Here is a 23,430-nt window from a genome sequence, read left to right on the forward strand (position 1 = left end):
TATTTAGGTAGTTCACTCGTAAAAGTCACGAATATTCATAGTGTTGGCTTTTAACGGTGTATTACAACGGCAGGACATTGCCACTTTATGAGGTAGCTTTAAGATGAATCTAATGCTTGCATCCATGCTGCAACGAGGCAGTAACGAGGTTGATATTAAAGAAAAATCCCAAGAGACAGATGCTGAGGGTTCTGAGGACAGCTCTGGGTTTAGTGCTTTAATGGCTGAGTTAGCCGAGCAAGAGAGTGCAAACAAGCAGGTAAAAGAGTCTGCAGATCCTGTAACCTCAGAGCTGGATGCGCCAATAGATAGCGAAGTAGCATCAGATGATGCTCCGCAGTCAGATAGTAAAGCACAAGCCTCTTCCTCTAAGCTGCAAGGGGAAGTACCAACTTCTACTGTTAGCTACACTGACAGAGGCCTGGTAGTTGCGGACAAACCGCTTCCTGATCCCCCAGATAATGACTTATATGCTCAGATCAACGCTGCAAAACAGCAGAGCACTTCATTGAGCCAAACCCCAACAGCAATTGCGCAATCAGTCAAAGAAGCATTGGGCAATGCTTCTTTGACTGATGAAGAGGTTGTAGCTAGCGATAGTGCATTATCTCAGGAGCAGCTACAAGACGAAGCCAGTCCACTCATTCGAGGGGGGAAAGGCCAAACTGAAAACGCCGGCACTAAGACAACCTCGTTATTACAGCAGGCAACTTCTTTGGACAGCCAAGACTCAGAAGGTGAGGTTGCTAAACCTTCGTTATTGAATGACAGTTCAGAAGCTAAAGAACAAACATTACAGCCTAAGTTGCAAAAGGATACTAGCACTCAAGCCTTGGTTACCAATACAAACATAGAAAAACGGGATCCAAGCGCTAATAAGCCAGTCGAGTCTCAAGTTGAAAGTGAGTCTGAAACCGCGCAACAGAAAGAACTCTTAGCCGCTAAGAAATCAGAGCTTGCTCAATCTGTTTCCTCATCTGAAGCTAAGCAATCAGAAACAAAGCAAATCATTTCTGAGGCGAGTACACAAACCGCGAAAGACAAAAACGCAGTAAGTACAAAAAGCACTACAGATGCGCAAACCATGGTAGAAAAGTTGACCGTACAGCAACAACAAGAATTAAAAGCCGTGATGGCTGGTAAGCTGGATATTTATGATGCGTCACCAAGTGTACAAAAAGCCGTAGCTCAATTAATTGGTAAAGGTGTTGATATCGAAAATGTACAGCAATTTAAAGCATTTGTGCCATCCTCTGTCGTAACACAAACTTCAACAAACACCCCGCAAGAAGCTGCTACGGATGTTAAAGATACTACCCAAGCGTCTTTTAATGTAAATAGCGCGCAAGAAAAGTCTAACAATAGTGAGCAGCAGGCCGTGGTAGTTAAAGAGGGTGAACGTGCTGAAAAAAATATAGCTGTAAATAAATTGGCTAGCGATGAAAAGTTAGCAGCAGAAAAGCAAAATTCAGAAAAACAGAGCTTAGAAAAACAAATAAGTGAAAAGGTAGTTGATAAAGAAAATAGTAAGCTGATGCAAGCGGAAGCAAGCATCGCGAAAGAGGCGGTTAAAAATGAGCGTCAATCGGCTAATACTGCAGCAGCGATACCAAATCAAGTTAAGCCTGAAGCAAGTCCTGTAAGTGTATCGCAAGACACTAGCTCACTAAACCAAACACTGAAAGAAGTTCAGCAAATTCAACAGTCTCAGCCAACAAACCAAAGCACAACACAGACAAAGCAAGCGACAGATGCTAATCTTCAACAGGCGATTAACATAGCACGTCAAGATGCCGCTAAAGAGCTGCATCAACGGGTAGGGTTGATGCTTAACCTTAACAATAAGGAAGCTGAGATTCGCTTAGACCCGCCAGAGCTTGGGGCGATGCAAATTCGAATAAAAAGCGATGCAGAGCAGGCTCAAGTGAATATTGTGGTGCAAAATCAGCAAGCTAAAGAATTACTAGAGCAATCACTGCCAAGACTAAGAGAAATGTTAGCTGAGCAGGGTATTGAACTGGGTGACAGCCAAATATCACATCAGCAAGGTGGAAATACTGAATCAGAGTCGCAAACTGCTGGTGGCAATACGAGTGGACAGCAAACTCTAGGTGATGAATCGGGGGTTTCTGACAATCCACAACCATCACAAAAGAGAAATACTGATTCTGCAATAGATTACTATGCCTAACACCTGCTATTATTGTAATTAATAAAGATCATAAGGGCTTGCTATGGCTGAAGAAACCGACTTAGAAATAGAAGAAACGGGTGGTTCCAAGAAAAAGCTGATTATCATTATTGTCGCTGCGGTATTGGTGCTCGGCGGTGTCGCAGGATTTTTCTTATTTTCAGGCTCAGATGCGCCAGAAGAATCCTTAGCAGAAGAAACGACAGCAAGCGAAGTTAAAGCGGAGCAAGGTAGCGCTGCGCAAATGGGGAGTGCACTGTACGTTGCCATGCCCCGTCCCTTTGTTTTCAATGTACCTGGTGCAAGTCGCGATAGAATTGTGCAAATTAAAGTTCAGCTGCTGGTTCGCGGTGATGTTAATGAAGAAGTAGCAAAGAAGCATATTCCCTTGATTGAAGGTACTTTACTTAGCGTGTTTTCAACGACTACCGCTGATGAGTTAAGCACAAGTGCAGGTAAAGAAACTTTGCGCTTAACGGCGCTAGATAAAGTCCAAGCTGCGATGGAAGGGGTTGAAGGTAGCAAAGTAATCGAGCGTGTGTTGTTTACTGGCTTTGTAATGCAATAAGGTAGTATTTGTGAGCGATTTATTATCCCAAGACGAAATTGATGCGCTACTCCATGGTGTAGATGAAGTCGAAGAAGACGAAATCGGTGATAGTGGTGACGGCGAAGGCGCTGGTGCCTTACAGTATGACTTTTCGTCTCAAGATAGGATTGTGCGTGGGCGGATGCCGACGCTTGAAATCGTTAATGAACGATTTGCCCGCCATATGCGGATAAGCCTTTTCAACATGATGCGCCGCACCGCTGAAGTGTCTATCAATGGTGTGCAAATGCTTAAGTTTGGCGAGTATATTCATACTCTTTTCGTTCCTACCAGCTTGAATATGGTGCGCTTTAGGCCACTAAAAGGTACCGGCCTGATAACCATGGAAGCCCGGTTGGTTTTTATCCTTGTAGACAACTTTTTTGGTGGAGATGGTCGTTATCATGCCAAGATCGAGGGGCGTGAGTTTACACCAACAGAACGTCGTATCGTACAGATGCTACTTAAGATCATCTTTGAAGATTATAAAGAAGCCTGGGCACCGGTTATGGATGTGTCGTTTGAATATCTTGACTCCGAGGTTAACCCCGCGATGGCGAATATTGTATCGCCAACTGAAGTGGTGGTGATTAGCTCTTTTCATATTGAATTAGATGGTGGAGGGGGCGATTTCCATATTTCATTGCCTTACTCTATGTTGGAACCTATTCGAGAGTTACTCGATGCTGGTGTGCAATCAGATACGGAAGACACCGATCTGCGTTGGAGTAAGGCGCTTCGCGATGAAATTATGGATGTTGAAGTTGAGATTTCCTCCCAGTTGCTGGAAGTGGACCTATCGCTTGAACAAATAATGAAGCTTCAAGCTGGCGATGTTATTCCTGTGGAAATGCCAGAGCATGTCACCGTATTTGTAGAAGAGCTGCCAACCTTCAGAGCTAAAATGGGTCGTTCTCGTGACAATGTTGCTTTACAGATCAGTGAAAAAATTAAACGGCCAGAATCAGTGAAGTCTGAGCTTCATGTGTTTACCAAAGGTGGTAAAAAACTCGATTCAGATGCTGAGCTGGCAGAATTAGAAGAAGATCTGCATCTTTCCGAAGGTGTGGATTTAGATTGGTAGTCGTGAGGTTGTACAAGCAACGTCATGAGACTAATTATGGACAACAAATTAACTTAATCAGGTAGTAATCCAATGAGCGATGATCAAGATACTATGGACGAATGGGCGGCAGCACTAGCTGAAGCCGAAGGTGCCGAAGGTGGCAGTGAGCCAGAAGTTGCAGAGTTAGATGAACTCAAAGATTCAGCGCCTGCATTATCGTCAGATGAAAAACGTAAACTCGATACCATTTTAGACATTCCAGTTACCATTTCGATGGAAGTTGGCCGCTCTAAAATTAATATTCGTAACTTATTACAGCTAAATCAGGGCTCTGTTGTTGAGTTGGATCGAGTAGCTGGTGAACCGCTAGATGTACTTGTTAACGGTACGTTGATTGCACACGGTGAAGTAGTTGTAGTAAACGACAAGTTTGGTATTCGCTTAACGGACGTTATTAGTCAGGTTGAGCGTATTAAAAAGCTACGTTAATGCGCTGGGGTTGGTGTGTAGCTTTGTTTAGTACTGCTTGTTACGCGAGTGCTGCCGTTGCAACGACGTCAGGAGTAGTACCTAAGTCTTCTGTAGGGGCAGGTACTGCGGGGTTAAGCTCGGAACTACTCTCCATGGGATTGTCCTTGGTGTTGGTGATCTTACTTATTTTGGGGTTAGCATTTGTGCTGAAGCGTTTAAATCCCAACATTATAAACCAAAAGGACTTTAAGGTGATCCGCAGTATATCGCTCGGTACGAAAGAGCGTTTGCTGGTTGTAGAGTTGGATGATAAACAGCACTTGCTCGGGGTAACACCAAATAATATCAATTATTTATATCAGCTAGAAACACCACTGGATGATGTTAGCCGAACGCCATTTGCAAACGAGCTACAAAAGTTTTTAACGGGAAAAGGGCAAGTAGCCAATAACCAAAATAAGAAAAGCCATGACTAGATTGCTGATACTCTGTTTATTACTGTTTTCTGGGGTAGCTTCTGCAGAAGGGATAGAAGCAATAAACGTTACAACAAACCCTGATGGCTCTCAAGAGTACTCAGTGACACTTCAAGTGCTCGCCATTATGACGGCGCTGAGTTTTATTCCAGCCGCTGTTATCATGATGACTTCGTTTACTCGAATAATTGTTGTACTTGCGATTTTGAGACAAGCGATTGGTCTACAGCAATCGCCATCGAATCAAATTTTACTCGGTTTATCGTTGTTTTTGACGCTATTTATAATGGCACCTATATTTTCGCAGATAAATGATGAAGCGGTGCAGCCATATATAAAAGAAGAAATCACATCAATCCAAGCACTTGAACGTGCCAAAGAACCCATGAAAGCTTTCATGTTGTCACAAACCCGAATTAAAGACCTCGAAACCTTTGCTAAAATAGCGGGCTATGACAAGCTTGATAGCCCTGAGGATACGCCGTTTATCGTTATTATTCCGGCCTTCGTTACATCTGAACTGCAAACGGCTTTTATTATCGGCTTTATGTTCTTTATTCCATTTTTGATAGTCGACTTAGTCGTAGCCAGTGTCTTGATGGCCATGGGTATGATGATGTTATCTCCAATGATAGTTTCCTTGCCGTTTAAGATTATGCTTTTTGTGCTCGTCGATGGTTGGAGTTTGGTCATGGGTACACTGGCCAGAAGCTTCGGATTGGGGGTGTAATGTGGAACCAGAAGTCTTTGTTGATATCTTAAGTGATGCATTGTTTTTAGTCATCAAGCTGGTGGCGGCGATTGTGGTACCTGGGCTTCTAGTTGGTTTAGTTGTTGCTGTGTTTCAAGCAGCAACATCGATTAATGAACAAACATTAAGCTTTTTACCTCGTCTCATTATTACTATCCTTGCGCTGATCATTGGCGGCCATTGGCTCACTCAAGAACTAATGGACTATTTTACCTCTTTGGTGATGCGCATCCCTGAAATTGCAGGCTAATCATGGAGTTCACCTTTGCGGTAATCATGCAGTGGCTAAGTGATTTTTTACTTCCACTGGTGCGGATAAGTTCAATGATGATGGTAATGGCGGGGCTTGGAGCACAGAGTGTACCTGCCCGAATTAAGTTTGCACTCGCCGTGGTCGTCACTTTTGCCGTGGTCCCCGTTTTGCCCAAATCAGAATTTATCGATTTGTTCTCCTTTTCGATGATTTTAGTTGTTATTCAAGAAATGGTCACTGGGGTAGCTATTGGGTTTGGTTCATTGCTACTTCTGAATACTTTTATCATTGCGGGTCAAATCCTTGCTATGCAAACCGGTCTTGGTTTCGCATCTGTTGTAGATCCGGCCAATGGGTTGAGTGTACCTGCTGTCGGTCAGTTCTATTTAATATTAGCGACATTACTGTTTTTTGTTTATAACGGCCATCTGATGATGATCCAAATGGTTGTGTATAGTTTTGAAAGCTTTCCCATTGCAGGTAATTGGTGGGCGGTAGATAATTTCTGGAGAATCGTTAATTGGGGGGGCTGGATGTTTTCTACGGCACTGGCTCTTGCGTTAGCTCCGTTAACGGCAATGTTGGTTATCAATATCTCGTTTGGGATCATGACCAGAGCTGCACCTCAGATGAATATTTTCTCTGTGGGGTTTGCTTTTACCTTAGTTGCAGGGCTTACCATTATTTGGGCGACATTGGGTAATTTTTTAGCACAATTTGAATTTCAATGGCTCAAAATGACAGAGCTGATGTGCGATCTAATTGGTTGCACGGTATAGGAGTTTGAAATGGCAGAAGATTCCGGTCAAGAACGCACCGAAGAACCCACCTCCAAGAAAATAGACGATGCTAGGAAGAAGGGCCAAATAGCCCGTTCAAAAGAACTCGGCACGACGTTTGTGTTATTGTTTTCTGCAATAGCGCTACTTTTGTATGGGCCTGGAATTGGGAAGGCGCTCTACAATGTTATGGGGCGAATGTTGTCGCTCAATCGCAATGAAACCTACGATACAACCAAAATGTTTGCTGTGTGGGGAGATATTGCTGCTGAACTGCTATTTCCAATGGCCATGTTTGTTTTTATTATCGCAATTGCTGGAATAGTGGGGAATACGTTACTCGGGGGCTTTAACTTTTCTTGGCAGGCAGCCGCTCCAAAAGCAAGTAAAATGTCCCCAATGAAGGGATTGAAGCGAATGTTAGGCCCGCAAGCGGCCATAGAGTTATTAAAGTCAGTTCTTAAGTTTGTATTAGTAGCCGGCTTTGCAATCTTGCTTATCAATATGTATTTTAACGAAATATTACACTTGAGTATTGAGCAAATCCCATCGAGTATAGAGCATGCGTTAGAAATCATTTCGTGGATGTTCTTAGCACTTAGTTGCACTATGATCATTATTTCAGCGATTGATGCCCCTTATCAAAGTTATAATCACCATAAGCAGCTAAAAATGACGTTGCAAGAAGTCAAGGATGAATACAAAAACTCAGAAGGTGACCCTCAGATAAAAGCGCGGATCCGTCGAACACAAAGAGAAATGTCGCAACGACGTATGATGCAAGATGTACCAGATGCAGATGTTGTTGTGACCAACCCTACTCACTATTCGGTTGCGCTTAAATACGACACTGAACGAGCAGGGGCGCCTGTTGTTATCGCAAAAGGGGTTGATGAACTTGCAATGCAAATTAGAAAAATAGCCAAAGGAAATGAAGTGCCGATTGTGGAGTCACCCGTATTGACTCGTTCACTTTATCACACGACCGAAGTCGGTGATCAAATCCCTGAACAATTGTTTACCGCGGTTGCACAGGTACTTGCCTATGTATTTCAGCTAAATCGTTTTCAAAAGGGCAAAGGGAAAAGACCCGTTGCACTTACTCGAGATTTACCAATCCCAGACGACTTGAAGCACTAAAATTGCTCTTATAAAAATAAGCTATTAATTGGAACGCATATTGCATTTGTTGCTATGTGTCAATTTTTTGCTTGTGTTAAGTTATGGAATTTAAAGCGGTTTTACAACAACTCAATCGAGATAAAAAAGAATATGCTAAAGGTGTGGGTACTCCATTGTTGGTGCTTGCAGCACTTGGCATGGTTATTCTGCCGCTACCTCCTTTTTTGCTTGATATTCTATTTTCCTTCAACATTGCGTTGGCACTTGTGGTGCTATTGGTGACTGTTTATACCTTGAAGCCACTCGAATTTGGTATGTTTCCGGCGGTACTACTGATCGCGACTATCATGCGATTGGCATTAAACGTAGCGAGTACTCGAGTCGTATTACTTGAAGGTCATAATGGTGGTGATGCGGCAGGTAAGGTGATCGAAGCCTTTGGTAGCGTTGTTATTGGTGGTAACTACGCCGTCGGTTTAGTTGTATTCCTTATCCTTATTATTATTAACTTTGTTGTAATTACCAAAGGTGCAGGTCGTATTTCTGAGGTGTCTGCGCGTTTCACCCTCGATGCTATGCCGGGTAAGCAAATGGCCATTGATGCGGATTTAAATGCCGGTTTTATCTCTGCAGATGACGCCCGGGCTCGCCGTGAAGAAGTGACTCGAGAAGCCGATTTTTACGGTTCAATGGACGGTGCAAGTAAATTCGTTAAAGGTGATGCTATCGCAGGTATCGTGATCCTTGCTATTAATATAATAGGTGGCCTTTTCGTTGGGATGATCCAGCATGATTTAAGCTTTGGTCACGCGATGGAAGTTTATACCATGCTGACGATTGGTGACGGTCTGGTCGCGCAAATTCCTTCTCTTTTACTCTCAATTGGTACTGCAATTGTCGTAACGCGTCAAAATGAATCGCACAACATGGGCGATCAGTTTAAAAACCAACTGGGTAATGAAAAATCGCTGGCTATTGCTTCAGGTATTTTGATCACCATGGGACTCGTTCCTGGCATGCCACATGTTGCCTTCTTAGGGTTAGGTGTATTACTTGGCTATATAGCCTATTACACAAGTCAGCAAAAGAAAAAGGCGGAGATCGAAAAGGCGGAACAAGCTGCCAAAGGACCTGCTGCCAAAGGAGGCCATCAACAAGATCAAAAAGAGCTTGGTTGGGATGATGTACAACCTGTTGATGTGATTGGTTTAGAGGTAGGTTATCGCCTAATCCCTCTAGTTGACCAAGCCCAAGGCGGGGAGCTTCTCAGTCGTATTAAAGGGGTGCGTAAAAAGCTATCTCAGGAACTGGGCTTTTTAGTACCGCCGGTACATATTCGCGATAACCTAGAATTAGATCCAAATGCATACAATATTACTTTAATGGGAGTTGGCTCAGGAACCGGTGAGTTGAAGCATGGCGATGAGCTCGCAATTAACCCAGGGCAGGTGTTTGGGCCGATTAAAGGCATAGAGACTAAAGATCCTGCATTTGGCTTAGATGCAGTATGGATTAAACCAGATCAAAAAGATGAAGCGCATTCACTTGGCTATACAGTAGTAGATGCTGCAACTGTGGTGGCAACACACATTAGTCAATTATTGACGAATAATGCGTCACTATTGCTTGGTCATGAAGAAGTTCAGAATCTATTAGACATGCTTGCGAAAAGTCACCCTAGATTAGTTGAAGGCTTAGTGCCTGATATTTTACCACTCACTACCGTAGTAAAAGTACTACAAAATCTGCTTAATGAAGGCGTTGCAATTCGAGATATGCGCTCGATTGTACAAACCTTAGTTGAGTACGGACCACGTAGCCAAGACCCTGATGTATTAACGGCTGCGGTAAGAATTTCATTACGCAGATTGATTGTTCAAGATGCCGTTGGAAGCGAAGAAGAGATTCCTGTCATAACATTGGCGCCTGAGTTGGAACAGATGTTGCATCAGTCACTTCAGAACGCAGGTGATGAGGGGGCAGGTATTGAACCTGGCTTGGCTGAGAGGCTTCAAGAATCATTAAGAGAAGCACATCACAACCAAGAAATGCTAGGGGAGCCGTCCATCTTATTAACCTCAGGTATGTTAAGAAGTGTACTGTCTCGATTTGTTAAACATACAATTCCAGGTCTTCGAGTGATGTCATATCAAGAAGTGCCGGAAGAAAGACAAATTAAGATAGTGAGCTCGGTTGGACAATAGAGGATAAAGGGGCTGTAACATGAAAATTAAACGTTTCTTCGCAAAAGATATGCGTACGGCTTTAAATGAAGTAAAAGAAGAGCTTGGTGCAGATGCTGTCATCATGTCTAACAAAAAGTTAGCAGATGGTGTTGAAATCGTCGCAGCAGTTGATAATGACCGTGCTGCTGCACCTGTTAAGCAAGCTCCAGCTGCCCGTGCGACTGCCTCAAACGAGGCTCCGACCCGCTTTGTCCGTCCAGAGCCTCGCCAAGCACAGCCAGCAAAACAAGCGCAAGTTGCCGATAGCTTAGCGGCATTGCTAGAGCGTCAAGCGCCGCGTCCTCGCTCACCAGAACTTGCTTCTATGTTCTCCCAGTCGGGGATTGATACAGAGCAAATGTTAAGCAGCCAACGTAAAACACAAACTGCTGCGCCGGCGCACCAAGCGAAGCCACAGCAAGCTCGTCGCCAATCTTTTGACTTTGATGATGATGGATTTGAGCAACCACAGCAGTGGATCGAGTCTGATGAATTAGACAACGGTTTTGGTGATGATTTACCTGAGTTAAATGCCAAGCCTGACGAAATGAGTGCGATGCGTGAAGAGATGAACGCTATTCGTCAATTACTTGAACATCAAGTGTCTGGACTTATGAAGCAAGAAATGGCACGTCGCGATCCAACCCGCGCTTGTCTAGTCGACCGCCTTGAAGGAATGGGTATAGATAAAGATGTCGCTGAGCAAATGGCATGTTTTATCCCTGATGATGTGTCTCGTAAAGAAGCTTGGGACGCGCTGTTGAATATGGTAATTAACCAAATGCACACCACCAACAATGATATTCTTCGTCAAGGTGGCGTATTTGCAATGGTTGGTCCAACTGGTGTTGGCAAAACCACAACGGTTGCAAAATTAGCGGCATTAGGCGCACAAAAATACGGTGCAGATAAAGTGGCGCTAATAACCACCGATACCTATAGAATTGGCGCTTACGAGCAACTAGCTACCTATGGTAGAATCATCGGTTGTCCGGTTAAACAAGTTAAAGATGCAAATGAACTTGCAGAAGTGCTTTATCATTTACGCAATAAGCGTCTAGTATTAATAGATACGGCGGGAATGAGTCAAAGAGATTTGCGCTTAACTGAACAGTTAAATACACTTATGCGTAGCGCGAGAGTAGATATTCGTAGCTATTTAGTGTTGAGTGCGACAGCACAGATGAATGTGTTACAAGAAACAGTAAGACACTTCAAAAAAGTAAATTTAAGTGGCTGTATTTTCACAAAACTTGATGAAAGTCTAAGTTTAGGTGAGATAATTAGCATAGCGATTCAAAATCGCTTGCCAATAGGGTATCTTACCAACGGTCAGCGAGTGCCAGAAGACATTCGCGTAGCAAATGCTCAAAAGCTAGTAAAAAAGGCTGAGCAATTGTATTTAAAAAGAATAAAAGCACAGCACTCTCGACGTGTACCTGTAGCGTCAGAGTCAGTAGGAATGTATGATTAACACAGTTTTAGATCAAGCAAGTGGCCTGCGTAGAATGAGTCAAAATAGCAACCAGGGTGTAAAAGTAATAGCCGTGACCGGTGGTAAAGGTGGGGTGGGTAAAACCAATGTCTCGCTCAATACTGCCATCGCTATGGGCCAACAAGGACAGCGAGTTCTCGTTTTAGATGCGGACTTGGGCTTGGCAAACTGTGATGTGATGTTAGGGCTCCGAGTAGAAAAGAACCTTTCACATGTGTTGTCGGGTGAATGTGAACTAGATGAGATTCTCGTAGAAGGTCCCGCTGGTATCAAAATTGTGCCAGCTACTTCGGGTTCTCAAAGCATGGTGGAGTTGACTCCCGCAGAGCATGCTGGACTTATTCGCGCATTTAGCGAGCTTAACACTCAATTTGATGTTTTAATTGTTGATACCGCAGCTGGTATCTCAGATATGGTTCTGAGCTTCTCTCGAGCTGCACAAGATGTGATGGTTGTTGTGTGTGATGAACCGACTTCTATTACGGATGCTTATGCGTTGATCAAAGTTTTAAGCAGAGAGCATGGCGTTTATCGTTTTAAAATAGTTGCCAATATGGTCCGCAGTATGCGTGAAGGGCAAGAATTATTTGCTAAACTTTCAAAAGTTACAGACCGTTTTCTTGATGTAGCATTGGAATTAGTGGCTACAGTACCATTTGACGAAAACATGCGTAAGTCCTCTCGTAGACAAAGAGCAATCGTGGATTTATTTCCGAGCTCTCCAGCAGCAGTTGCAATTAAAGGACTTGCTGCCAAGGCAGTTAAATGGCCAATTCCTCATCAACCTTCCGGTCATCTAGAATTTTTCATTGAACAACTTGTAAACGGGTGATTATGGCTTCTCCGGTCAACAGAGCTGCGGGATATCAAACTTCTGACCATATCCATAAAGTGGTCGAGAGGCATGCTCCACTTGTCAAAAAAGTGGCATGTCACCTGATCGCTCGGCTTCCGGCAAGTGTGCAGCTCGACGATCTAATTCAATCAGGTATGATTGGATTGATTGAAGCATCTAAAAATTTCGATGCTACTAAAGGTGCTAGTTTCGAGACCTTTGCGGGGATACGCATCCGAGGTGCAATGCTAGATGAAATCCGTCGCGGAGATTGGGCCCCTCGGTCCGTACATAAAAACAGCAGAATGGTAGCCGAAGCTATATCTGAGCTCGAATCTCTCCTTGGCCGCGAACCAAAAGACACTGAAATCGCTGAAAAACTTGATATATCTTTAGATGAGTACCATCATATTTTACATGATGTAAATGCAAGTAAAGTCATCGGCATTGAGGATCTAGGGGTTGATGAAGATGTGATAACCCCAGCAAACAGCGATTTTGCGCTAGACAAACCGTTTAATAACGTTAAAAATGAACGTTTTAACGAGTCTTTAGTAAATGCTATCAAAGCACTACCCGAAAGGGATGCTCTGGTGTTGTCACTTTACTATAACGACGAAATGAATTTAAAAGAGATTGGTGCCATCCTTGATGTCAGTGAATCTCGAGTAAGCCAAATTCACGGTCAGGCAATGATAAAGCTCAAAGCTAAAATCAATGACTGGATAAATTAGAGTACATAAAATAGTTGGGTTCGAACCTCACTGGAGGAAGTTTTGGATAAGAACATGAAGATTCTCGTGGTTGATGATTTCTCTACTATGAGAAGAATAATCAAAAACCTATTAAGAGATTTAGGCTTTACCAATGTTCAAGAAGCTGATGATGGTAGTACAGCACTTCCGATGCTACAAAATCAGGAGTTTGACTTTGTAGTAACTGATTGGAACATGCCGGGCATGCAAGGTATTGATCTGCTTCGTGCAATACGCGCAGATGAAAAGCTTAAGCACATTCCAGTGTTGATGGTTACCGCAGAGGCGAAAAAAGAACAAATTGTTGCAGCAGCGCAAGCTGGGGTGAACGGATATATTGTTAAACCGTTTACTGCAGGTACGCTCAAGACTAAGCTTGAAAAAGTATTTGAGCGACTAGGCTAAACAGCAAGGGGATATGGCCTATGTCTGTAAATGCTGCGCCGCAAATTACACTTGAACAAGCCAAGCAACTTGTTGAGCTACTAGAGCAAGGTGAACAAGAAAAAGCTGACCAGCTGATTTTAGAAGCTGCTAACAAAGAGCAATCGGAGTTATTTGCAGAAGTTGGAAAGCTAACTCGCCAATTACACGAGTCCTTGAAGAACTTTGAGCTGGATACTCGACTCTCAGATCTCACGACAGAGGCTATACCTGACGCCAAGCAGCGTCTTAATTATGTTATGGAAATGACAGAAAGCGCTGCTAATAAAACGATGGACGCGGTCGAAGAAAGCTTACCTCTTGCGCAGAATCTTGCGGATGAGTTAGCACAAATAAAGCCTACTTGGGATCGGTTGATGAGCAGAGATATTCAACTCGGTGAGTTTAAATCTCTGTGTCATGATCTCGACAGCTTTATGCAGACTTCAAAGACACGTACAGACGAATTACAAGGCTTAATGACTAATGTGCTGATGGCGCAAGACTATCAGGATTTGACTGGGCAGGTCATCCGTCGAGTCATTGAGCTTGTGAGAGAAGTAGAAGATAGTCTCATTCACCTTCTAACTGTGTTTGGTACTTCGGATGAAGCGCCTGCAGTTGCAGAAAATGCGAATGAAAACGAAATAAAAACAACTGAGACTATCAGTGATGAATTGTCTGGACCTGAAGGTCCAATTATTGACGCTGAATCGCGAGATGACGTGGTTTCTGGTCAAGACGAAGTCGATGACTTGCTATCTAGTTTAGGCTTCTAGTTGGAGAGTGTGTATGAGCTTTGAAGTCGATGAAGATATCTTGCAGGACTTTCTTGTTGAAGCAGGCGAAATATTAGAACTGTTATCTGAACAGCTTGTTGAACTAGAAAATAATCCCGAAGATAAAGAACTTCTCAATGCGATTTTCCGTGGCTTCCATACTGTTAAAGGTGGAGCAGGCTTCCTCGGTATGACCGAACTGGTTGATGCCTGTCACGGTGCAGAGAACGTGTTTGATGTACTAAGACAAGGGCAGCGAAAAGTAACGTCAGAATTAATGGATGTTATTTTGCAATCTTTGGATACGATCAACGAAATGTTCGCTTGTATTCAAAACCGAGAGGAACCCGAAGCTGCCGATCCTGTGTTGCTTGAAACCCTCCATAAACTCAGCCAACCTGCATCTGAAGACGAAGTCAGTGAAGTGATTGAGGAACCTGTTTCAGAGCCAGAATCTGTTGTACCAGATTTAAGTGCGGATGATATTCTATTCGATGCGGACGCAGATTCAGGCGATGATAGCGGCTCTAGCATTGATGAGATAACAGAAGAAGAATTTGAAAATCTATTAGATGAGTTACACGGCTCTGGTAATGCGCCTGTTGTCGCACCGGCGGCTAAACCTGAAACGGTGTCAACTGCAGATGACGGCGATATCACCGATGACGAGTTCGATAATCTCTTAGATGAACTCCATGGGGTTGGGAAATTTGGTGGAGCACCAAATGCAGAAGATGCGGCTACTTCTCAAGCCAGTGAGCCTGCGGCTAAAGCAACGTCATCAGGCGCTGCGAGTGTGCCCTCTGGAGATGAAGAAATTACCGATGATGAGTTTGAGGCTTTGCTTGACGAACTTCATGGTAAAGGCAGTGCTCCTAAAGCGGTAGATGAATCGCCGACAGATATCTCAGAAGCTGAGCCAGCTCAACCTGAGCCTGCTAAAGCTGCGCCACCTCCGAAACATGCTCCAAAGCCTGCGCCTAAAGTTGAAGCTAAACCTGCGACTCCAGCCCCGCAAAAAGAGCCAGAGCCTGCAAAAGCTTCTGCGCCAGCAGCTGCAAAGAAACCTGCTGCGCAAGCTGAGACTACAGTGCGAGTTGATACCAAACGTCTTGATGAAATCATGAATATGGTTGGCGAATTAGTATTGGTGCGTAACCGCTTGGTTAGTTTAGCGAATAACACCAACAGCGAAAGCATGGGTAAAGCTATTTCGAACCTTGATGTAGTGACCGCAGACTTGCAGGGCGCTGTGATGAAAACGCGGATGCAGCCGATCAAAAAGGTATTTGGTCGTTTCCCTCGAGTGGTGAGGGACCTTGCGCGTAGCTTGAAAAAAGAAATCAACCTGGTTTTACAAGGTGAAGAGACAGACTTAGATAAAAACCTTGTTGAGGCGCTCGCAGATCCATTGGTTCACTTAGTGAGAAACTCAGTGGATCACGGTATTGAAATGCCTGATGTGCGCGAAGCATCGGGTAAGCCAAGAATGGGGACTGTCACGTTGTCAGCATCTCAAGAGGGGGATCATATTCTTCTCACCATCCGAGATGATGGCGCCGGTATGGATCCTGAAAAACTCAAGAAAATTGCTATAAATAAAGGCGTTATTGACTCCGATCAAGCAAGCCGATTGTCTGATACTGAAGCCTATAACTTGATCTTTGCACCTGGATTTTCAACAAAAGAACAAATTTCAGATATTTCTGGTCGCGGTGTAGGGATGGACGTTGTTAAAACGAAAATCACTCAATTGAATGGCTCGGTAAACATCCAATCAGAATTGGGTGTTGGTACCGTATTAGAGATAAAAGTGCCGCTTACATTGGCTATTTTGCCTACCTTGATGGTGGTAGTCGGAGAACAAACGTTTGCGTTACCACTTGCCGGTGTGAACGAGATCTTCCATTTAGATTTGACTAAAACGAATGTAGTTGATGGTCAATTGACTATTATAGTGAGAGAAAAGGCGATCCCGTTATTTTATCTTGAGCATTGGTTGGTAAAAGGTGCTAATAGGGGCATGAGAAAGGCTGAAGGCCATGTTGTTATTGCTCAAATCGGTACCAAGCAAGTCGGTTTTGTGGTTGATTCTCTGATAGGCCAAGAGGAAGTCGTAATCAAACCATTAGATGCTTTGTTACAAGGTACACCAGGTATGGCCGGTGCGACCATCACATCTGATGGTGGTATTGCGCTAATCCTTGATGTCCCCAACTTATTAAAACACTACGCCTAATTTTATTAGGCGTAGTTCGAATTCTAGAGCAGCATGTGCTGCTCTGCTGTAGAGCAAATTAAAGAGCGTTGCCAATGGCAGTTAAAGTGTTAGTCGTAGACGACTCCAGTTTTTTTCGTCGTCGAGTCAGTGAAATTTTAGAAAAAGACAGTGAAATCAAAGTTATAGATTTTGCAGTTAATGGAAAGGAGGCGGTTGAAAAGGCCGCTTCATTGCGTCCAGACGTAATTACGATGGACGTGGAAATGCCTGTGCTTGATGGGATCAGTGCGGTGAAGCAGATCATGCAGGCCACACCGACCCCCATCTTAATGTTTTCTTCGCTAACTCGTGAAGGCGCTAGTGCAACTTTAGATGCATTGGATGCGGGCGCAGTTGATTTCTTACCGAAAAAGTTTGAAGACATCGCTCGTAATAGCGAAGACGCAATTAAATCGTTACAAAACAAGGTAAAGGAAATTGGCCGCCGCCGAGTTAGCCGCTTTACTCGCCCTAGTATCGCGACTCCACCAAAGCGCGTCGAGTCTAGAGCAACTCGCGCTGACACTGGAAGAGCAACGATCCCTCAACCGGATAGGAGTTTTCAGAGACCTGTACCTGGTGGCACGTCCAGTGCCGGGAGTGTTAGAGCATCGGGTAAAAAATATGGGCTGGTTGCAATCGGCACGTCAACAGGTGGACCTGTTGCACTGCAGACAATATTGACGCAGTTGCCAGCAAACTTTCCTCATCCAATTTTACTTATCCAGCATATGCCTGCGGCATTTACACCTGCGTTTGCAGCAAGATTAAATAGTTTATGCCAGATTAAGGTTAAAGAAGCAGAACAGGGTGATAGATTAATGCCAGGCATGGCCTATCTAGCGCCTGGCGGCAAGCAAATGCTGGTTGAAAATCGCGGTGGTAGTAAGACACTAAAAGTGTTTGAAGATGATAGTCCAAGGATCACCTATAAACCCAGCGTTGATGTGACATTTGCAAGTGTTGCAAAAGCCTATGGTGGCGACACGTTGGCGATTGTATTAACGGGGATGGGCGCTGATGGTCGAGATGGCGCTCGTATGCTAAAACAGGTTGGTGCCACCATTTGGGCGCAAGATGAAGCGACTTGTGTCGTTTATGGGATGCCTCAAGCAGTCGCTGGCGCTGGACTTTCGTCTGATAGTATCGCGCTACAAGACTTTGCTGCAAGAATTAATAAAGAAGCTGGTAACTAATAGGCTAAGCCACGATTTGGTTATTTTGCTTGAAGCTTGTAAATATCAAACGTCTAAAAAGAATGAATAACATTGAGTTGGTATAGTATCTATTGAACGCAATCAATAGTGATAAGCAAAGGAATATAGAGTGAAAATTTGGACAGTAGCAAATCAAAAAGGTGGCGTGGGTAAAACCACGACAACGGTGAGCTTAGGAGGCATTCTTGCTGAACAAGGTCATCGGGTTTTGCTTATTGATACCGATCCACATGCTTCACTTACATATTACTTTGGTATTGATTCTGAAGAGTTGGAAGTCAGTGTGTATGATATTTTTGCACGCGGCAGCAGCATGACGAGTGAAGAAATTTTACAGTCTCTTTGCCCTTCGACTATTGAAAATTTGGATATTCTGCCTGCTACTATGGCCATTGCTACGCTTGACCGTAGCATGGGTAATAAAACGGGCATGGGACTTATCTTAAAGAAATCGCTCGAAAAGATAGCGGATCAATATGACTATGCTATTTTAGACTGTCCACCAGTGCTCGGGGTATTGATGGTAAATGCATTAGCAGCGAGTGAGCGAATTTTGGTACCGGTTCAAACTGAATTTTTGGCGTTGAAGGGACTAGATAGAATGATGCGCACGATGGAGCTAATGCAGTCTTCACAGCAGAAACAGTACCAATATACTATTATTCCAACTATGTATGATAAACGGACTAAAGCGTCGTTGGAGGCGTATAAAACGTTGCTGGAAACATACAAAGATGCCGTTTGGCCAGGCGTGGTTCCTGTAGATACCAAGTTTAGGGATGCAAGCCTTGCACAACAAGTCCCTGTACAATTTTGTCCTAAATCACGAGGCGTGTTCGCTTATCGTGCACTATTGGACTATTTGAAGCAGTTAAGCTAGAGAGCATAATGAGTAAGCATTTATTTGCAAATGAGAAGGTGATGAAGCAGTATCTTGGTGCCCTGTTGCAAGAGGAGCCAGAGATTGAACAATGCGAATTATCACCAGTTGCAAAGCTACTTGAACAAGTAAAAGAACCTAAATCAGAACTTGAGGAAATAGAATCCTCAGTCGTAGTTGCAACAGAACCTCTGGAGTCAGTGAGTGAAGTTGTTCAAGAACAGCCGAGTAAATTGGCTCATGATCTTGAAGTCACTGAAAATACATCTATTATCAAAGAACAGGCAACGATAGAGTCTGTTTCTGCAAGGGAAGCCTATCAAGAAGGTGAATTTCAGGCATTGTTTTTTGAAGTGGCAGGCTTAACACTGGCGGTTCCGCTGAAATCACTTGGGGGAATACACCAACTGGGCGAAGTCAATCAACTCTTTGGTAAACCTAAATGGTTTAAGGGTGTGATGCTAAATCGTGAAGAAAAACTCAATGTTGTTGATACTGCACGATGGGTGATGCCTGAAAAGTTAACGCCAGAATTAGAAGATACGCTGGATTACCAGTATTTGATTACACTTGGGGATAGTAACTGGGGACTGTTAGCAGAAAAACTAGTCAACAACTTAACCCTCAAGCCTGAAGACATAAAGTGGCGCACAGCAGATGGTAAACGGCCTTGGTTGGCTGGAGTGATTAAAGAGAAAATGTGCGCGCTGATTGATGTAGAGAATTTAAACCGTTTGCTAGAACAAGGCCTCGATAGTCGAGAGCAGTAACTAGTATATTGATGGAGTGAAACCATGAGCCAAGATAGACTACTTTCTGCAGACAAAAATGCTGATAGTAATGATGAAGTATTGCAATGGGTTACTTACAAGCTTGAAGAGGAAACTTACGGTATCAATGTAATGCAAGTACAAGAAGTGCTGCGTTACACCGAAATTGCACCAGTCCCAGGTGCACCAAGCTACGTACTCGGGATCATTAATCTGCGTGGTAACGTTGTAACGGTTATAGACACGCGAGCTAGGTTTGGTCTACAAAGTGCTGAAGTAACGGATAATTCAAGAATTGTGATTATCGAAGCCGAAAAGCAAGTTATTGGTATCTTAGTAGATAGCGTTGCTGAGGTGGTTTACTTACGTAGCTCGGAAATTGACAGCGCGCCAAACATAGGTACCGAAGAGAGCGCTAAGTTTATCCAAGGCGTATCAAATCGAGAAGGCGAGCTGTTGATCTTAGTCGATCTTAATAAGCTATTAAACGATGATGAATGGGATGAGCTGAGTCATATCTAGATGTCTGAAGTAGTAAACGCACAAACCGTTTTACTCGTTATATCAATAACCTCAAGCATACTTGCGTTAGTATGCTTGAGGTTTGTTTTTGTGCTGAGTAAAAAACTACAGAATGCGCAGGGGCAAACAGCGCAACTTTCGAGCTCACTGCAGGGGTCTGAGCAACAAATAGCAATATTACGCAGCGAAGTTGCGGAGTTACGTGCCAGTATCATGAGTATTGGTAAGCGGGTGGTCGCAACCGAGCAAGAGTTAAATGACGTTGCGAATCAGCAAGCAGCACAGAAATATGATGACCCTGACGCTAAAATGTATTCTCGCGCCGTGAAAATGGTGGAGCTTGGTGCTGATATTGAAGAGGTGATGCACGAGTGTGAGTTGCCAAGAGCTGAGGCAGAGCTGCTCATGTCTTTACATAACAAATCAAAATGATTGTCTAGGGCCTGTTGACCTTTCAAGTTTGTTTTTGCAGCAGTTTGATTGGTATTTATACAAGGCAGAGCCTGCGTAGCATAGTTATTCTATGTAAGTTAGGCGATAACACAGAAGAAATTCCAATCAAGCGCTGCCCTTTGGGTTCCCCTGAGTGCGCTTTGTTCTTTGTTGCTCAACTTTTGCCTAGATTACTAGGCGGCAAGTCGAGCGTCGCGATCAAAACACACTCAGGAGAACAAAAATCAAACAGCAAAGGTCAACAGGCCCTAGAAAGTAGGAAATTTTGGCTATGCCTTAATATCTAGCTTGCCACGAAAACCTTCCCAACCAGCTGGAAACTTACCACGCATAATGTAAGAAAAAGCGATGAGTTCAGCAATCACATAGTAGAGTTCCCTTGGGATCTCTTGGTGTAACTCAAGTGCACTGAGTGTTTGTGCTAATGATTCATCCTCATGGATCATGATGTTTTTCTCTTTTGCCAGCGCAATAATTTCCTCTGCTAGTTCGCCATATCCTTTAAAGGTGACCTGAGGTGCGCTACCAGCTTCATATAACAGCCCGATTGCAGATTTTTGTGTCATTTCTTTACACCTTAATGTTGATAATTGCGTGTTCATTAAAGAACTTATCTTGAAAGCTGGCTTCTTCCCTAAGGCCTATCTCTGCGACTTGTAGCCCATGAGATGCTAACTTATGTCTGAGCGTTGCCAAATGTGGCTCTGCGAGCTGCTTGACCTGATTGGAGGTGGCTACTAATGCACATTCCAGGGCTTTATCCATCAGCTCGGCTTGGGCATGGATCTGACCTTTTTCTGCAAAATCAAAACAAAGACGAATAAACCACACAGACTTCTCCGGCATACCAGGTTTCGGCGACTTTTTATATTCACCTATTTGTAATTGTGTTTGCTGTTGCTCTTGTCCTACTTTGGTGGGAAAGAGTAGGTTAATAATTAACTGTGCTTCGCTGTCTTGTTTCGCAGAGTTGGTGGTTATAGTTTGTGATTGTTGCGGTTGTAGTTGGTTATGTAATTGTCCTAATTCGTTTAACAGCTCTTTTGCTTGTGGTTGTTGTAGCGCTTCAGTTGTTTGCTTGGGTGAGGTCAACTTCAGTTGTGGTAGCAGCGCATCCAGTAAAGCTTGTATTTTTTGCGTTGCTTGCTCATTGCTCTGAGTTTGGTTTGCCACCTGACTACCTAATAGCGACACAATTAAACGGTCCAACATTTGTGTAAAGCTCGATTGAGCTAAACTTGTTGGCGTGTTAGCAAAGGTTGCCATGCCCAGTTGGCTTTCTAACTGGTTTTTAACGGTGAGCGCGTTGACTGAACGGTCATCAAGCAAGCGCGAAAATGCTTGATTGACTAACTTCTGCAATTCAGGCGTTTGTTTGAATGTATCTGCTTTGACGAGCTTTTCGATGGTTGCAGAAGCTTGGCGTAACATGTTTGGTGTATTTTCTTTTTGTTCGGTCTTAGTCATGGGCAGAGTAAGCAGAGCTTCAATTACCCCTTTAGTTTGATTGCTGGTAGGCTGCGGTACTTGAGAAGGCGTAGCGGTTACTTTTGTGCCTTGTGAATGTGTTGTAGATTGCAACTGGAACGTTTTAGCAGAATCTACAGGCGCAGAACTCGCTTTACGATAAAGCGGCCGCTCTAAGACTTGTGTCAGCTGTTCAACTTGCTTATTGCTAAGCGACAGTTTACCCGTGAGAGTGTCCAATAATAAGGACAGGGCTTTTTGTTTCACCTCAAAATCAACCGGTGGCGCTTGATATTTTGGTGTTTCTGCGAGCTGGTGTTGTAAGTAACGAGCAATGGAGCTGGCTAACTTTTCGCTTTGCAAGGGGAAGTGACTTTTTTGCAACGGTAATGGTTGCTTTGCCATCAGCTCTGTAAGATTAAGTTTTATTTGGTTTGTGAGTTGTTGTAGTGGTGTGCTTGGTTTATTCTCATTGTGAGCACTTACTTTCTCACTTTGCATATACAGCACTGAGGTCGAACGACTCAAAACATGACTTTGGCCGTTCTTGACTGGGGAGTTCGCGGGCTGATCAACCTGATTTGTGAGTGGCTTCCCAAAAGGTCTTCCGATCAGTACTTGCAACGCTTTTACTACTGTTGACTTAATTTGTTGCAGATTGACTTCAAGTAACGGTTTGTCATACGCCAGCGTATGTACTGATGCTAAGCGTGACTCAAGCGGTAAGGGGGTTTCCTTATTCACTGCAGTGACTTGTTGCAGCAAAGCGCTAAGCGGCTTTATGGTCTCTACTTTTACTTGTTGTGTCGATTTTGTGATATCAATTCCATTGAAAGCCGTTTTTACTTCGCCTTTTTGCCATGTGGTTGCTGCAGGCCAGTTACTGCTTATTGGCGATAAGGTTATTGAACGGTCATGAATGTTAAGTGTTACTCCACTTGGCTGAGGCTTCACCTCAACACTGCTAAGTTGACTAGAGATAAGTTTTGCAATCATTGACTTAGGTAAAGCCGTACTAAACAGCAAGTCTTTAAATTGATTGACGACCTGCAAGGAAACATTACTTTGTTGGGCACTAAGATGCGCAATAAGTTTGTTTTCACTTGCGAGCAATTGTGCCACGGCTTGCGGAAGCGGTATTTTTAAATCAAGCACCTTGATGTGCAATGTGGCGTCTGGCAACGTGGTTGCTGAAGACTGTACTACTGGGCTTGGCGTGTGCGTCTTTAGCGTCGTTAAAATATCAAAAAGCTGTTTTGTCAGCGTTACTTGCGCTTGTAATTTGGGCGTTTGAAAGGTGACCACCTTGCCAGTTTCATCAATACTAACCTGTGCTTCTGGAAGCTGATTGGGCTGGGTTGGAGGCTTAAGCGCTAGTTGGATAGTTTGCCAGCGGCCATCAATTGCCACATCCATTTTTAGTTTATCGTTACTAATTTGGATATTCTTCGCTGCAAACGGTTGGTTTTTGGCTAAGTCTAATCTCGATACTTCGCTATTATCTGTGCTTATCACAGATGCTGTCGTCGTATTTGTTGTAATTGGCAGCTTATTCATTATTTTAAATCAAATTTTCGCTAATCGGTCGCATCGGATTATTCGTATTACCATACCATTATGTTAGACTAACGCCCAATTTTAGGTAAAGAGA

23 protein-coding genes are annotated in these 23,430 nt (G+C 43.7%); 21 read left to right on the forward strand and 2 right to left on the reverse strand.

Annotated elements, in window-relative coordinates; genetic code table 11:
• Positions 1-103 precede the first annotated feature (103 nt).
• The 21 genes from MHN32_RS03580 to MHN32_RS03680 all read left to right on the forward strand — a co-directional run bounded on the left by MHN32_RS03580 (position 104) and on the right by MHN32_RS03680 (position 20,291).
• Positions 104-2,191 carry a flagellar hook-length control protein FliK gene (locus MHN32_RS03580; RefSeq protein ID WP_239420900.1) on the forward strand — a complete coding sequence of 696 codons (2,088 nt, stop codon included), beginning with the start codon at positions 104-106 and terminating at the stop codon, positions 2,189-2,191.
• Between the two features lie 43 nt (positions 2,192-2,234).
• Positions 2,235-2,759: a flagellar basal body-associated protein FliL gene (fliL, locus tag MHN32_RS03585; protein WP_010606360.1), complete on the forward strand. Its 525-nt coding sequence runs from the start codon at positions 2,235-2,237 to the stop codon at positions 2,757-2,759.
• 10 nt (positions 2,760-2,769) lie between these two features.
• Positions 2,770-3,864, forward strand: coding sequence for a flagellar motor switch protein FliM (gene fliM / locus MHN32_RS03590; RefSeq protein WP_010606361.1), 1,095 nt, complete (start codon positions 2,770-2,772; stop codon positions 3,862-3,864).
• A 72-nt stretch (positions 3,865-3,936) separates the two neighbouring features.
• Positions 3,937-4,335 (forward strand): flagellar motor switch protein FliN, encoded by a 399-nt coding sequence (fliN, locus tag MHN32_RS03595; protein ID WP_010369124.1) that lies wholly within the window; start codon positions 3,937-3,939, stop codon positions 4,333-4,335.
• The gene (gene fliO, locus MHN32_RS03600; RefSeq protein ID WP_239420902.1) at positions 4,335-4,793 is read left to right on the forward strand and encodes a flagellar biosynthetic protein FliO; all 459 of its coding nucleotides are present in this window, start codon (positions 4,335-4,337) and stop codon (positions 4,791-4,793) included. The genes fliN and fliO overlap by 1 nt, the downstream gene beginning before the upstream one ends.
• On the forward strand, positions 4,786-5,523 hold the full coding sequence (gene fliP / locus MHN32_RS03605; RefSeq protein ID WP_010606364.1) for a flagellar type III secretion system pore protein FliP: 738 nt from the start codon (positions 4,786-4,788) through the stop codon (positions 5,521-5,523). The genes fliO and fliP overlap by 8 nt, the downstream gene beginning before the upstream one ends.
• 1 nt (position 5,524) lies before the next feature.
• On the forward strand, positions 5,525-5,794 hold the full coding sequence (gene fliQ, locus MHN32_RS03610; protein ID WP_039492511.1) for a flagellar biosynthesis protein FliQ: 270 nt from the start codon (positions 5,525-5,527) through the stop codon (positions 5,792-5,794).
• Positions 5,795-5,796: 2 nt separating this feature from the next.
• The gene (fliR, locus tag MHN32_RS03615; RefSeq protein ID WP_239420903.1) at positions 5,797-6,576 is read left to right on the forward strand and encodes a flagellar biosynthetic protein FliR; all 780 of its coding nucleotides are present in this window, start codon (positions 5,797-5,799) and stop codon (positions 6,574-6,576) included.
• Between the two features lie 9 nt (positions 6,577-6,585).
• Positions 6,586-7,716: a flagellar biosynthesis protein FlhB gene (gene flhB / locus MHN32_RS03620; protein ID WP_239420907.1), complete on the forward strand. Its 1,131-nt coding sequence runs from the start codon at positions 6,586-6,588 to the stop codon at positions 7,714-7,716.
• 83 nt (positions 7,717-7,799) lie between these two features.
• Complete coding sequence (gene flhA / locus MHN32_RS03625; RefSeq protein ID WP_039492505.1) at positions 7,800-9,902, forward strand: flagellar biosynthesis protein FlhA; 2,103 nt, start codon at positions 7,800-7,802, stop codon at positions 9,900-9,902.
• Positions 9,903-9,921: 19 nt separating this feature from the next.
• A complete protein-coding gene (gene flhF, locus MHN32_RS03630; protein ID WP_235368049.1) occupies positions 9,922-11,397 on the forward strand; it encodes a flagellar biosynthesis protein FlhF in 1,476 nt (491 codons plus the stop codon).
• Positions 11,390-12,250, forward strand: coding sequence for a MinD/ParA family protein (locus tag MHN32_RS03635; RefSeq protein WP_010606369.1), 861 nt, complete (start codon positions 11,390-11,392; stop codon positions 12,248-12,250). Before flhF ends, MHN32_RS03635 begins: the two co-directional genes overlap by 8 nt.
• 2 nt (positions 12,251-12,252) lie before the next feature.
• Entirely contained in the window at positions 12,253-12,987 is a 735-nt protein-coding gene (locus tag MHN32_RS03640) for an RNA polymerase sigma factor FliA (protein WP_010369105.1), read from the forward strand.
• 42 nt (positions 12,988-13,029) lie between these two features.
• Positions 13,030-13,413: a chemotaxis response regulator CheY gene (gene cheY / locus MHN32_RS03645; RefSeq protein ID WP_010369104.1), complete on the forward strand. Its 384-nt coding sequence runs from the start codon at positions 13,030-13,032 to the stop codon at positions 13,411-13,413.
• Positions 13,414-13,433: 20 nt separating this feature from the next.
• Positions 13,434-14,210 carry a protein phosphatase CheZ gene (locus MHN32_RS03650; protein WP_010606370.1) on the forward strand — a complete coding sequence of 259 codons (777 nt, stop codon included), beginning with the start codon at positions 13,434-13,436 and terminating at the stop codon, positions 14,208-14,210.
• 13 nt (positions 14,211-14,223) lie between these two features.
• Positions 14,224-16,449, forward strand: a complete 2,226-nt coding sequence (locus tag MHN32_RS03655) for a chemotaxis protein CheA (RefSeq protein WP_239420908.1) — start codon at positions 14,224-14,226, stop codon at positions 16,447-16,449.
• Positions 16,450-16,523: 74 nt separating this feature from the next.
• On the forward strand, positions 16,524-17,666 hold the full coding sequence (locus MHN32_RS03660; protein ID WP_239420909.1) for a chemotaxis response regulator protein-glutamate methylesterase: 1,143 nt from the start codon (positions 16,524-16,526) through the stop codon (positions 17,664-17,666).
• Positions 17,667-17,796: 130 nt separating this feature from the next.
• A complete protein-coding gene (locus MHN32_RS03665) occupies positions 17,797-18,567 on the forward strand; it encodes a ParA family protein (RefSeq protein WP_010606373.1) in 771 nt (256 codons plus the stop codon).
• 8 nt (positions 18,568-18,575) lie between these two features.
• Positions 18,576-19,337: a chemotaxis protein CheW gene (locus MHN32_RS03670; protein WP_239420911.1), complete on the forward strand. Its 762-nt coding sequence runs from the start codon at positions 18,576-18,578 to the stop codon at positions 19,335-19,337.
• A 24-nt stretch (positions 19,338-19,361) separates the two neighbouring features.
• Positions 19,362-19,859, forward strand: coding sequence for a chemotaxis protein CheW (locus tag MHN32_RS03675; RefSeq protein WP_102056492.1), 498 nt, complete (start codon positions 19,362-19,364; stop codon positions 19,857-19,859).
• Positions 19,860-20,291, forward strand: a complete 432-nt coding sequence (locus MHN32_RS03680; RefSeq protein WP_102056493.1) for a DUF2802 domain-containing protein — start codon at positions 19,860-19,862, stop codon at positions 20,289-20,291.
• A 290-nt stretch (positions 20,292-20,581) separates the two neighbouring features.
• On the opposite strand, the gene MHN32_RS03685 is transcribed toward MHN32_RS03680, so the two are convergent.
• Both MHN32_RS03685 and MHN32_RS03690 read right to left on the reverse strand, forming a co-directional pair.
• A complete protein-coding gene (locus MHN32_RS03685) occupies positions 20,582-20,878 on the reverse strand; it encodes an EscU/YscU/HrcU family type III secretion system export apparatus switch protein (protein WP_235368048.1) in 297 nt (98 codons plus the stop codon).
• Between the two features lie 4 nt (positions 20,879-20,882).
• Positions 20,883-23,336 (reverse strand): flagellar hook-length control protein FliK, encoded by a 2,454-nt coding sequence (locus tag MHN32_RS03690; protein WP_239420913.1) that lies wholly within the window; start codon positions 23,334-23,336, stop codon positions 20,883-20,885.
• Positions 23,337-23,430 lie beyond the last annotated feature (94 nt).

This window comes from Pseudoalteromonas sp. Of11M-6 (assembly GCF_022347905.1).
In the GTDB taxonomy this organism is placed as follows: Bacteria; Pseudomonadota; Gammaproteobacteria; order Enterobacterales; family Alteromonadaceae; genus Pseudoalteromonas.